Genomic DNA, 13,824 nt, shown 5'->3' with positions numbered 1-13,824 from the left:
TTAGTAACGTCGTCAGTCATAAGAGAGGGGTTAAAACGAGATGAACGTGTGGCTTCTGGTTAATTGGTGCGCTTTTCTTGCAGTGACAGGATATGCACTCTATCTATTTGCTTATTTGATTAAAACAAGAATTGAGTATATAAGGCTCGGAAAAAAGATTGAATTTGATAACAAAGTAAAAGAACGCTGGGATCGCGTCAAAGTTAATGTCTTCGGCCAAAAAAAGCTTTTGAAAGATAAAAAAAGTGGCCTTATTCACGTCATGTTTTTCTACGGTTTTATTTTAGTCCAATTCGGAGCGCTGGACTTTATTTGGAAAGGACTTGTGCCTGAGTCACATTTACCGCTTGGACCACTGTATCCTGCATTTACTTTCTTCCAAGAAATTATCACCTTAGTCATTTTAACTGCAGTATTTTGGGCGTTTCATAGACGCTATATTGAAAAGCTTGTTCGTTTAAAGCGTAATTTCAAATCAGGCCTCGTTCTTATTTTTATCGGGGGATTAATGCTTTCTGTTCTACTTGGAAACGGAATGGGTATTATTTTGGATGGCGGAGAAGCGTCATGGAGTGAACCGATTGCTTCTGTAATCGCATACATTTTTTCTGGCATTGGAGAAACAGCTGCAACGGTTGTGTTTTACTTCGCATGGTGGGTACACTTATTGATTCTTCTTACATTCTTAGTGTACGTGCCGCAATCTAAGCATGCACATTTAATTGCCGGTCCGGCAAACGTATACTTCGGCCGCTTAACGAATCCAGGAAAACTGGAGAAAATTGATTTTGAAGACGAGACACAAGAAACGTTTGGTGTTGGAAAAATTCAAGATTTTAAACAAACGCAGCTTATTGACTTATATGCTTGCGTAGAGTGTGGAAGATGTACAAATATGTGTCCGGCAACGGGGACAGGTAAAATGCTTTCTCCAATGGACTTGATTTTGAAGCTTCGTGACCATTTAACAGATACGGGAGCAGTTGTAACGTCTCGTACACCTTGGGTACCAGCTTTTGCATTTAACAATACGCAGGGCAATCAGCTGGCGTTATCGGCTGCGGGAAAAGGACAGCAAGAGTCTGCAGCGGCAGTGTTGGAGTATAGCCCAAGCTTAATCGGCGATGTTATTACAGAAGAAGAGATATGGGCATGTACAACGTGCCGTAACTGTGAAGATCAGTGTCCAGTTATGAACGAGCATGTAGATAAAATTATTGACCTTCGCCGTTACCTTGTTTTAACAGAAGGAAATATGGACGCAGAAGCACAACGGGCGATGACAAACATCGAGCGTCAAGGGAATCCGTGGGGATTAAACAGAAAGCAGCGCGAAGACTGGCGCGATGCTCGAGAAGATGTTCATATTCCAACTGTGAAAGAGGTAAGTAAGGCAGGAGAAGAATTTGAATATTTATTCTGGGTAGGCTCTATGGGTTCTTTTGATAACCGCAGCCAGAAAATTGCTTTATCATTTGCGAAGTTGATGAATGAGGCAAGCATTAAGTTTGCTATTCTTGGAAACAAAGAAAAGAACTCAGGAGATACACCGCGTCGTTTAGGAAATGAGTTCTTATTCCAAGATCTTGCTAATAAAAATATTGAAGAGTTTGAAAAAGCGGGCGTAACGAAAATCGTAACAATTGATCCGCATGCCTACAACATCTTTAAAAATGAGTATCCAGACTTTGGCTTACAAGCAGAAGTATACCATCATACAGAGTTGTTGGATCAATGGGTGAAAGAAGGCCGTTTGAAACCAATTCATACTGTGAATGAAACTATCACATATCATGACTCTTGTTACCTAGGGCGATATAACGAAGTGTATGAAGCACCTCGTGACATTTTAAAAGCGATTCCGGGTGTTAAAGTTGTTGAAATGGAGCGCAAACGCGAGACCGGAATGTGCTGCGGAGCCGGAGGCGGCTTAATGTGGATGGAAGAAACAGCAGGTACGCGCATTAACGTAGCAAGAACAGAACAAGCACTTGCTGTAAAGCCTTCTGTAATCAGCACAGGGTGCCCATATTGCTTAACGATGATTTCTGACGGCACGAAAGCCAAAGAGGTAGAAGAGCAAGTACAAACATTGGATGTTACAGAAATTTTAGAGCGTTCTGTAGTAGGAGATAAAACAGAGGCAGCTTCATAATTTACAGGTCACATGAGAATAAAAGGGTGTACAGGTGTACGCCTCTTTTACAGACGACAAACCGAGCGAGCGTTCAATCGAGATGCTTAGCTTTAAGAATGGGGGAGTTAAGATGACGAAAACAGTAATTCTAGGTGCAGTAAGAACACCGATTGGAAGATACGGCGGTGCATTGAAAGATGTAAAAGCAGTGGAGCTTGGGGGCATTGCAATTCAAGGTGCATTAGAAAAAGCAAATGTGGCGCCTAACGATGTAGAGGAAGTTATCTTTGGTCATGTGCTCCAAGGAGGGCAAGGGCAAATTACATCACGCCAGGCAGCGAGGCTAGCGGGAATCCCTTGGGAAACCCGTGCGGAAACTATCAATAAAGTGTGTGCTTCCGGTATGCGAAGCATTACTTTTGCAGATCAAATCATCCGTACAGGCGATCAATCTTTAATCGTGGCAGGCGGTATGGAGTCCATGAGTACAAGCCCGTACCTTTTGAAGGGAGCACGCTGGGGGTACCGTATGGGGAATGGCGAGCTTTTAGATTTAAACTTGGCGGATGGTCTAACATGTGCGTTTTCCGGCATTCATATGGGAACGTATGGCAGTGACGTGGCGAAAGAAGAAGAGATTTCTAGGGAATCCCAAGATGAGTGGGCTTATATCAGCCATATGAGAGCAGTGAAAGCACGTAAAGAAGGTTTAGTTACAGAAGAAATTGTTCCTGTAACGGTCCCTCAACGAAAAGGAGAGCCAATTACGGTATTGCACGACGAATCTCCTCGTGAGGACACTACAGTAGAGAAGCTTGCAAAACTAAAACCGGTATTTGGTGCTGATGGAACGGTAACGGCAGGGAATGCCCCGGGTCTGAATGATGGAGCGGCAGCGCTTGTATTAATGAGCGAAGAGCGAGCATTACAAGAGGGAAGAACACCGATTGCAACAATTTTAGGTCATACGGCAATGGCGACAGAAGCGAAAAATTTCCCAAGAACTCCAGGATTAGTTATTAACGAGTTATTAAAGAAAACAGGTAAAAAAGTAGAAGATATTGACTTGTTTGAAATCAATGAAGCGTTCGCGGCTGTTATTTTAACAAGTACTAAAATTGCCGGATTGGACACTGATAAGGTGAACGTACATGGTGGTGCGGTCGCACTGGGACACCCAATCGGTGCAAGCGGTGCCCGTATCGTTGTATCCTTGATTCATGCCTTGAAGCAGCGCGGCGGTGGAATCGGTATTGCTTCTATTTGCAGCGGCGGCGGCGGCGGCGACGCTATTATGATTGAAGTACATTAAAATTAGAACTTTGCATCTTTAGCAGAAAGCTAGATTGCTAGAACATGAAAAGGGAGAAGCTCACAGCTAGAGCTCTTCTCCCACTATAAATAGAGGAGGAAGCGATGATGAAGGTACAAAACATAATGGTAATCGGTGCAGGACAAATGGGATCTGGTATTGCTCAAGTATGTGCGATGGCAGGTTACAAGGTAGTATTGCAAGACCTGAAGCAGGAACAAGTAGATAAGGGTATCAGTGTGATTACGAAAAACCTTTCTCGCCAAGTAGAAAAAGGACGTATGACAGAGGAAGAAAAGCAAGAAACGTTACATAACATTACTTCAGCATTAGATATTCAAAGTGCAAAAGATGCAGACCTTATCATTGAAGCAGCAGTAGAAAGAATGGACATTAAAAAGCAAATTTTTGCTCAGTTGGATCAAATTGCACCAGAGCATGCCATCCTGGCAACAAATACTTCTTCATTACCTATAACAGAAATTGCAGCAGCAACCAATCGTCCTGAAAAGGTAATTGGAATGCACTTTATGAATCCGGTACCGGTTATGAAGCTTGTAGAAATCATTCGTGGCTTAGCTACAGCGGATGAAGTATATGAAGCAATTGAAAATATTACGAAGGAGATCGGAAAAACACCGGTTGAAGTAAACGACTTCCCTGGATTCGTATCCAACCGTATCTTATTGCCGATGATTAACGAAGCAATTTATGCATTATACGAAGGTGTTGCAACAAAAGAGGCTATCGATGAAGTAATGAAGCTTGGTATGAATCATCCGATGGGACCATTAACGCTGGCTGACTTTATTGGTTTAGATACATGCCTATATATTATGGAAACACTTCATGAAGGCTTTGGCGATGATAAATACCGTCCATGTCCATTGCTAAGAAAGTATGTAAAAGCAGGCTGGTTAGGTAAAAAGACAGGACGAGGGTTTTACGAGTATTAATAATCTTCTAGTTTATCAACAGATGAGGTGAAACAGATGAACTTTTTATTAACAGAAGAACAAGAAATGATGCGCAAGATGGTACGTGATTTTGCTCAGAATGAAATCGCTCCTTTTGTCCAAGTAATGGAGGAAACGGGAGAATTTCCTAGGGAAATATTGAGAAAAATGGGCGAGCTCGGCTTAATGGGGGTTCCGATCCCGGAAAAATATGGCGGGGCGGAAATGGATTTTATCTCATATGTTTTAGCAATTAATGAGATATCCCGTGTAAGTGCGACTATGGGTGTTATCTTAGCAGTTCATACATCTGTAGGTACGAATCCTATTTTATACTTTGGAACAGAAGAGCAAAAGCAAAAGTATATTCCAAAGCTTGCGAGCGGCGAATATTTAGGTGCCTTTGCCTTAACGGAACCGAGCGCAGGTTCGGATGCAGGCAGCTTAAAATCTAAGGCTGTTAAGAAGGACGATTATTATATTATTAATGGTTCTAAAGTGTTTATTACGAATGGTGGCGAGGCAGACACTTATATTGTTTTTGCTTCTACTAATCCGGAAGAAGGAAAACGAGGAGTATCAGCATTTATTGTAGAACGTGATACACCTGGTTTAATCATCGGAAAAGATGAACATAAAATGGGCTTGAGCGGGTCAAGAACGGTACAGTTAACATTTGAGGATATGAAGGTACCGGCAGAGAACTTGCTTGGCAAGGAAGGCGAAGGCTTTAAAATTGCGATGGCCAACCTTGATGTAGGACGTATCGGTATCGGGGCACAGGCATTGGGAATTGCAGAAGCTGCATTGCAATGTGCGAATGATTACGCATTGGAGCGCCAACAGTTTGGGAAGCCAATCTCAGCACAGCAGGGGATTGCTTTTAAATTAGCGGATATGGCAACAAGCATTGAAGCAGCGAGGCTGCTTGTATACCGTGCTGCATCCTTACGTGCACAAGGTCTTCCATGTGGTAAGGAAGCATCTATGGCAAAGTTGTTTGCATCCCAGACAGCAGTAGAAGTAGCAATTGAAGCGGTGCAAGTGTTTGGCGGTTACGGTTATACGAAGGATTATCCAGTAGAGCGCTTCTTCCGTGATGCCAAAGTATGCGAAATTTATGAAGGTACAAGTGAAATCCAAAGATTAGTAATCAGCAAGAATTTATAGAGGGGGATATTTTCCATGCAATTTAAATTAACAGAAGAACATGAAATGATTCGTAAAATGGTACGTGATTTTGCAAAAAATGAAGTAGCTCCTACAGCTGCAGAGCGTGATGAAGAAGAGCGTTTTGACCGTGAAATTTTCGATAAAATGGCGGAGCTTGGATTAACAGGGATTCCTTGGCCTGAAGAATACGGCGGTATCGGTAGCGATTACTTAGCATATGTTATCGCAGTAGAAGAGCTTTCCCGTGTATGTGCATCTACAGGTGTCACATTATCCGCTCATACTTCTTTAGCAGGGTGGCCGATTTATAAATTTGGTTCAGAAGAGCAAAAGCAAAAATTCTTACGCCCGATGGCAGAAGGAAAGAAAATTGGAGCTTACGGCTTAACAGAGCCTAGCTCGGGTTCAGATGCTGGAGGCATGAGAACAACTGCGAAACGTGATGGTGACCACTATATTTTGAACGGCTCGAAAATTTTTATTACAAATGGCGGGATAGCTGATATCTATGTGGTCTTTGCTTTAACTGACCCAACTTCTAAGCAACGCGGTACAAGTGCATTTATTGTAGAGAGTGGAACACCTGGTTTCTCTGTAGGAAAGAAAGAACAAAAGCTTGGTATTCGTTCTTCACCTACAACTGAAATTATGTTTGAAGATTGCCGTATTCCAGTGGAAAACCTTCTTGGTGAGGAAGGTCAAGGCTTTAAAATTGCAATGCAAACATTGGATGGCGGACGAAACGGAATCGCTGCTCAAGCTGTTGGTATTGCACAAGGGGCATTAGATGCATCAGTGGAATACGCTAAAGAAAGATATCAATTTGGTAAGTCCATCATGGCTCAACAAGGAATTGCATTTAAATTGGCTGATATGGCTACAAAAATTGAAGCATCCAGACTTTTAACATATCAAGCTGCTTGGCTTGAATCTGAGGGACTCCCGTATGGAAAAGAATCCGCTATGTCTAAACTGTTTGCTGGGGACACAGCGATGAAGGTAACGACTGAAGCAGTTCAAGTCTTTGGTGGTTATGGTTATACAAAGGATTATCCGGTAGAACGCTTTATGCGTGATGCAAAAATTACACAAATCTATGAAGGAACGCAGGAAATTCAAAGACTTGTTATCTCTCGTATGCTGGCTAAGTAAGTAGAAGAACTTGAAGCAGCAGCTTTTACTAGAAAGATAAGCATTTATTCTACATGAACGGAAAGCAAAGCCCCGCTTTAAGACTGTGAGAAAGCACGGAGTACAAGCGGGGGAATTGCTTGTAAAAGTCTCATTCGTTGGGATTTCGTTAATGCATGGATAGCTCTTGCGGTCTGCGGAACAACCGTTTCGGATCCGCTTTTCTTAAAGCATTTCTAGAGGTGAATTATGGGGAAGCACACTATAAAGGCATCGGTAAAAGATGAAAAATTAATTGAAATCCGCCGTGAACAAATGATTAAGGGCGCGGTGCAGTTGTTTAAACAGAAAGGCTTCCATCGTACCACAACAAGAGAAATCGCAAAGGCGGCAGGTTTTAGCATCGGCACTCTATATGAATATATTCGTACTAAGGATGACGTATTGTATTTAGTATGTGACAGCATCTATGAAAATGTAAAATTGCGTCTTGAGCAAGTATTAGACATCGAAAAAGGAAGTCTGGAAAGTTTGAAGATGGCGATTGCCAACTATTTTAAGGTTATGGATGAGCTCCAAGAGGAAGTTTTAATTATGTATCAGGAAGTACGGTCGCTTTCTAAGGAGTCCATTCCGTATGTATTAAAAAAAGAGCTTGAAATGGTACACATGTTTGAGTGTATTCTTCAGCAATGTGTAGAGAACAATGTATTTTTCTTAACAGATCGTGAAATTGAGCTCATTGCCCACAATATTTTTGTACAAGGACAAATGTGGGGCTTTCGCCGATGGGTTCTTCAAAAGCTGTATACACTTGAGGAATATATAGAAATGCAAACAAAGTATCTACTTACAGGTGTTCATATGAACGAAACATATTTAAAAATGGGAGAGTGAATTATGGCTGTGATTGAAGTATACCGTCCAAAACATAAAGTACGTTTTGTAACAGCTTCCAGTTTATTCGATGGGCATGATGCGTCCATCAACATTATGCGCCGTATTTTACAAGCAAGCGGTGCGGAAGTTATTCATTTAGGACATAATCGTTCAGTAGAAGAAATCGTTAATGCTGCGATTCAAGAAGATGTGCAAGGTATTGCTATTTCTTCCTATCAAGGAGGACATGTAGAATACTTTAAATATATGTACGATTTATTGAAGGAAAGAGGTGCTTCCCACATTCGTATTTACGGAGGCGGGGGCGGTGTTATCATTCCGCGTGAAATAGATGAGCTTCATCAGCATGGAATTACAAAGATTTTCTCTCCGGAAGATGGACGTCGCTTAGGATTACAGGGCATGATCAATGAAATGCTGAAAGAGTGTGATTTCCTGACAGCGGGTGATTTAACGAAGGAGCTTGAAAAAATCGAGCAACTCGACACAAATACAATTGCGAGATTAATTACACTTGCGGAAGAAAGTGTTGGAACGGGAAGCACGATTTTTCAATCTTTATCTGAGCGAGTAAAGGGTGCTGCACCAGTACTTGGTATTACAGGAACAGGTGGCGCTGGAAAAAGTTCTTTAACGGATGAACTTATTCGCCGTTTCTTACATGAATTCCAGGAAATGAAACTTGCAGTCATTTCTATCGATCCGACAAAACAAAAAACAGGCGGCGCTTTGCTTGGAGACCGTATTCGTATGAACGCAATCAATTCTCCGCGTGTATATATGAGAAGCTTGGCGACACGTGAATCACGCTCTGAGCTTTCTCTTGCCATCAGAGATGCGATTACAGTTGCAAAAGCAGCAGGCTTTGATTTAGTCATTGTAGAAACAAGCGGAATTGGGCAGGGGGATGCAGGCATTACAGAGTACAGCGATATGAGTATGTATGTAATGACAAGTGAATTCGGTGCACCGACACAGTTAGAGAAAATTGACATGATTGATTATGCTGACCTTATTGTCATTAATAAATTTGAGCGTAAAGGATCTGAAGATGCATTACGTCAAGTACAAAAGCAGTATCAGCGCAGTCATATGCTATTTGAACTTCCACTTGAAGATATGCCTGTATATGGTACAATTGCAAGTCAATTTAATGACTCAGGTACAAACAACGTATTCTTGAAGCTGGTAGAATTGATTAATCAAAAGACACAGATGAACTTGCAGCCGCAAGTAATCAAGGCAGGAAAAGTAGAAAAGCAAAATGTGATTATTCCGAATGATCGTCGTTATTACTTGCGTGAAATCACTGATACGGTGCGCAATTATCATAAGAGCACGGAGCAACAAGCGAAAGTGGCTGAACGTGTATTCCAAATTGAAGGAGCAGCTGAAGCAATTAAAGAGCAAGATGGAGACTTACAAGCTGTAGAAGCGTTGCAAGCAGTAAAACATAGCTATGAAAATGCTCTTTCTCCGCAAGCTAAGATGATTCTTGACACATGGGATGCAGTAAAAGAGCAATATGCGGGTGATGAGTTTATTACAAAAATCCGTGATAAAGAAATCCGCACAAGCTTAAAAACGAAAACACTTTCCGGAACAGAAATTCCAAAGGTAATGCTTCCAAAGTACAGCAACTACGGGGAAATTCTACGTTGGGTACGTAAGGAAAATGTACCGGGACAATTCCCGTATACGGCTGGTGTATTCCCGTTCAAGCGTGCTGATGAAGATCCGAAGCGACAGTTCGCAGGAGAGGGAACACCTGAACGTACGAATCGCCGTTTCCATTATCTATGCAAGGATGATAATGCGAAACGTTTAAGTACAGCGTTCGACTCTGTAACATTATATGGAGAAGACCCATCTTATCGTCCGGATATTTTCGGTAAAATAGGTGAGAGCGGTGTGAACGTATGTACACTGGATGATATGAAGAAGCTGTATGGAGGTTTTGATTTATGTGCTCCTTCTACGTCTGTATCCATGACGATTAATGGTCCTGCTCCGATTATTCTAGCTATGTTTATGAACACAGCTATTGCGCAGCAAGTGGAAGCAACAGAGAAGGAGCTTGGACGTAAGGTAACAGTGGAAGAATACGAACAAGTAAAAGCAAGAACATTACAAACAGTGCGCGGTACAGTGCAAGCCGATATTCTTAAGGAAGACCAAGGACAAAATACATGTATCTTCTCCACTGAATTTGCGTTGCGCTTAATGGGAGATATTCAAGCATACTTTATTGATAACAAGGTACGTAATTATTATTCAGTCTCTATCTCTGGATATCATATCGCTGAAGCAGGAGCAAATCCGATTTCTCAGCTTGCTTTTACGCTTGCGAACGGTTTTACCTATGTAGAATATTATTTGAGCCGCGGTATGAAGATTGATGATTTTGCGCCAAATCTTTCTTTCTTCTTCAGTAACGGTTTGGATGCAGAATATACAGTAATCGGACGTGTGGCGCGCCGCATTTGGTCTATCATTATGAAGGAAAAATATGGAGCAAACGAACGCAGTCAAAAACTTAAGTACCATGTACAAACATCCGGACGTTCTTTGCACGCACAGGAAATTGCATTTAACGATATCCGTACAACATTGCAAGCGCTGATGGCTCTTCATGATAACTGTAACTCACTTCATACAAACGCTTACGATGAGGCGATTACAACACCAACTGAAGAATCTGTACGACGTGCGATGGCTATTCAGTTAATCATTACCAAAGAGCATGGCTTAACAAAGAATGAAAATCCGTTGCAAGGCTCCTTTATCGTTGAAGAACTGACTGACCTTGTGGAGGAAGCAGTACTACAAGAGTTCGATCGTATCAATGATCGCGGCGGCGTTCTTGGCGCTATGGAAACACAATATCAACGCGGTAAAATCCAAGATGAATCTATGCATTATGAAATGCAGAAGCATACAGGCGAGTTGCCGATTATCGGGGTAAACACATATTTGAATCCGAATTCGGCATCGGAGGAAGATGTAAATAATATGGAAATCGCTCGTGCTTCTTATGAAGAAAAAGAAACACAAATCATTAATTTAAAAGCATTCCAAGATACGCATAAAGATGAAACAGAAGTGGCATTAAAGCGTCTGCAGCAAGTTGCAATGTCGGGCGGAAATATTTTTGCAGAGTTGATGGAAACTGTTAAAGTAGCAAGCCTCGGACAAATTACACGTGCTTTATATGAAGTAGGAGGACAGTACCGCCGCAACATGTAGGGAAATCATTGTTGATTTCCTCTTTTTTTTGTATAATGCACTTGTTTATGTGGCATATTTGATGTAGTTTTGTTTATAATGAGTGGTATGGATTTTTTTGTATTGAACCTATAATGAGACTACATACTATACGGGTTTTATGTAGGAACGTAGTGGAATGGCAGCTAGAAGGCACTGTAATCTTGCATGAATAGGCAGTAAAATGCTGATTCGGGGATGAAAGCAATCGAAAAGGCAGAATGGAAAGAACCACGATAAGGTCAGATGGATTTAACTAACTATCAGTGCAAAGGAATATATCCGGCTGATACAAGTTTTACTTTATAAACTCTTACATTTTAAAGAAAGGGTGTGCCTCGCTTGAAATTAGAGCAGTATTCACCGGAAGAATTAAAGGAATTATCCATGATTGAGCTTGCTCATGCCATTATGGAAAACCGAAAGCAAGCTATCACTTTCTCAGACGTAGTCAGCGAAGTGGCAAATATCTTGGGTTTATCAGAAGAACAAGTAGTCGACAAACTATCTCAATTCTACACAGATTTAAATATCGATGGACGTTTCATTTGTATAGGAGAAGGTCGTTGGGGTCTTCGCAGCTGGTATCCATATGAACAAATTGAAGAGGAAGTATTGCCTCAGCCAAAACCTAAGAAGAAGCGTAAGGCTTCAGAAGAGGATATGGATGAATTTGTTGCAGAAGAAGAGGAAGATTATGATGATCTTGAAGATATCGATGAGATAGAAGATCTGGATGAAGAAGATTTAGATGATGATGAAGCAGAAGATTTTGATGATCTTGATGATGAAGATGATATCGAAGATTTAGATGATGAAGACGAAGATTATATTGAAGAAGATGAAGTAGAATATGATGAAACTGAAGAAGATGAAGAAGCGTAATTGATGAGTAACAATGAGAAAGGCGGACTTGTGTCCGCTTTTTTATTTTCAAATAATATTGTCTATTGAAAAGGATGAAGATTCTTATTGACTTTTTAAATAAGGCTATGTAGAATACTTTTTGGGCTCTTTAAAAAAGATCGAATTAGAATTACTGATGAATATATAAGAAAATTGCTCCCTCTTTACGTATGGTACGGCAGGGATGCAATTTTCTTTTTTGTTTTTATAAAGCTTTTCTAAAAAAAGGTTATATTAAAATATGAGCACCTTTGTTCCTACATACGTTGCTTAGCGACGGTGAATATAGAAAGTTCAACAACAGAAGGGAGAACATTATGACTAAGTATATTTTTGTGACTGGCGGTGTTGTTTCATCATTAGGAAAGGGGATTACGGCTGCTTCCCTTGGGCGTTTGCTCAAAAATCGCGGTTTGAATGTAACAATTCAAAAGTTTGACCCTTATATTAACGTGGATCCTGGAACAATGAGTCCGTATCAACATGGTGAGGTATTCGTAACTGATGACGGAGCAGAGACGGACTTGGATCTTGGGCACTATGAACGTTTTATCGACATTAACTTAAACAAATACAGCAACGTAACAACAGGGAAAGTATATTCTGCTGTACTTCAAAAAGAGCGTCGCGGAGATTATTTGGGAGGAACGGTACAGGTTATTCCTCATATTACGAATGAGCTGAAAGAACGTGTCTTCCGTGCAGGGCGCGAAACAAATGCAGATGTTGTTATTACAGAGATTGGCGGTACAGTGGGAGATATCGAATCCTTGCCATTCCTTGAAGCAATCCGTCAAATTAAGAGTGATATCGGCCGTGACAACGTAATGTATATTCATTGTACATTGATTCCTTACATTAAAGCGGCTGGCGAAATGAAAACAAAGCCAACTCAGCATAGCGTAAAAGAGCTACGCAGTCTTGGTATTCAGCCAAATATTATTGTTGTTCGTACAGAGATGCCAGTTTCTCAAGAAATGAAGGATAAGCTTGCTCTGTTCTGTGATATCGACCAAAAAGCTGTAATTGAAGCACAAGATGCAGATACACTATATGCTGTTCCTTTATCATTACAAGAACAGAATATGGATCAAATCGTTTGTGACCATTTGAAGTTGGATACAAAGCCTGCAGAAATGACAGAGTGGAAAGCGTTAGTAGATAAAGTACGTAATTTATCTAAAAAAACAAAGATTGCTTTGGTTGGAAAGTATGTTGAATTACAAGATGCATATATTTCTGTTGTAGAGGCACTTCGCCATGCTGGATATTCATTTGATTCTGATATCGAAATCAATTGGATTAATGCTGAGCATGTAACAAAAGAAAATGTACAAGAATTACTGGGAGATGCAGATGGCATTCTTGTACCAGGTGGATTTGGTGACCGCGGTATTGAAGGGAAAATTCTTGCTACTCAATATGCGCGTGAAAACCTTGTTCCATTCTTAGGAATTTGTTTAGGTATGCAGCTGGCTTCTATCGAATTTGCACGTAATGTACTGGGATTAGAGGGAGCACACTCTGCTGAAATTGATCCGAATACAAAGTATCCGATTATCGACCTGCTTCCTGAGCAAAAAGATGTAGAGGATTTAGGCGGAACACTTCGTCTTGGATTATACCCTTGTAAGCTAATGGAAGAAACAAAAGCATTCAATGCTTACGGTGAGCCGGTTGTATATGAGCGTCATAGACATCGTTATGAGTTCAATAACCAATTCCGTCAAGAGATGGAAAATGCAGGATTTATCTTCTCTGGAACAAGCCCTGACGGCCGCTTGGTAGAAATCATTGAAATTAAAAACCATCCTTGGTTTGTGGCATCTCAATTCCACCCGGAATTTGTATCACGTCCAACAAGACCACAACCATTATTCCATGATTTTGTACAAGCATCTATCATCAATAAAGAGAATAAGTAAATTATGAGAGCGACTATCCAAATGGATAGTCGCTTTTTTATGGAAGTTATGCATGGAGACTATGTTTAGTCATTTCAGTTTGCGGTATATAAGAACATAAGGGAGTTCTTATATAGGGAT

Annotated in this window: 9 protein-coding genes; all 9 read left to right on the top strand. The window is 40.9% G+C overall.

Going from position 1 to position 13,824, the window contains the following annotated elements; genetic code table 11:
- Positions 1-40: 40 nt before the first annotated feature.
- Positions 41-2,155 carry a (Fe-S)-binding protein gene (locus J7Q84_RS10440; RefSeq protein ID WP_209094484.1) on the top strand — a complete coding sequence of 705 codons (2,115 nt, stop codon included), beginning with the start codon at positions 41-43 and terminating at the stop codon, positions 2,153-2,155.
- Between the two features lie 82 nt (positions 2,156-2,237).
- Positions 2,238-3,449 carry an acetyl-CoA C-acetyltransferase gene (locus tag J7Q84_RS10435; RefSeq protein WP_481747546.1) on the top strand — a complete coding sequence of 404 codons (1,212 nt, stop codon included), beginning with the start codon at positions 2,238-2,240 and terminating at the stop codon, positions 3,447-3,449.
- A 107-nt stretch (positions 3,450-3,556) separates the two neighbouring features.
- Positions 3,557-4,405: a 3-hydroxybutyryl-CoA dehydrogenase gene (locus J7Q84_RS10430; RefSeq protein WP_209094540.1), complete on the top strand. Its 849-nt coding sequence runs from the start codon at positions 3,557-3,559 to the stop codon at positions 4,403-4,405.
- Positions 4,406-4,441: 36 nt separating this feature from the next.
- A complete protein-coding gene (locus J7Q84_RS10425; protein ID WP_209094482.1) occupies positions 4,442-5,575 on the top strand; it encodes an acyl-CoA dehydrogenase in 1,134 nt (377 codons plus the stop codon).
- Positions 5,576-5,590: 15 nt separating this feature from the next.
- Positions 5,591-6,730, top strand: coding sequence for an acyl-CoA dehydrogenase (locus tag J7Q84_RS10420; protein ID WP_209094481.1), 1,140 nt, complete (start codon positions 5,591-5,593; stop codon positions 6,728-6,730).
- A gap of 228 nt (positions 6,731-6,958) precedes the next feature.
- Positions 6,959-7,606 (top strand): TetR/AcrR family transcriptional regulator, encoded by a 648-nt coding sequence (locus J7Q84_RS10415; RefSeq protein WP_209094476.1) that lies wholly within the window; start codon positions 6,959-6,961, stop codon positions 7,604-7,606.
- Positions 7,607-7,615: 9 nt separating this feature from the next.
- Complete coding sequence (gene icmF, locus J7Q84_RS10410) at positions 7,616-10,855, top strand: fused isobutyryl-CoA mutase/GTPase IcmF (protein ID WP_209094539.1); 3,240 nt, start codon at positions 7,616-7,618, stop codon at positions 10,853-10,855.
- A 360-nt stretch (positions 10,856-11,215) separates the two neighbouring features.
- Positions 11,216-11,758, top strand: coding sequence for a DNA-directed RNA polymerase subunit delta (rpoE, locus tag J7Q84_RS10405; protein ID WP_209094474.1), 543 nt, complete (start codon positions 11,216-11,218; stop codon positions 11,756-11,758).
- Between the two features lie 338 nt (positions 11,759-12,096).
- Positions 12,097-13,704, top strand: a complete 1,608-nt coding sequence (locus J7Q84_RS10400; RefSeq protein WP_209094472.1) for a CTP synthase — start codon at positions 12,097-12,099, stop codon at positions 13,702-13,704.
- Positions 13,705-13,824: the final 120 nt, after the last annotated feature.

Origin of the sequence: Bacillus sp. 165 (genome assembly GCF_017742235.1) — a bacterium.
Taxonomy (GTDB): Bacteria; Bacillota; Bacilli; order Bacillales; family Bacillaceae_G; genus JAGHKQ01.
The sequence above is the reverse complement of the archived record's forward strand: the minus strand, read 5'-3'. Positions and strand labels throughout refer to the sequence as shown.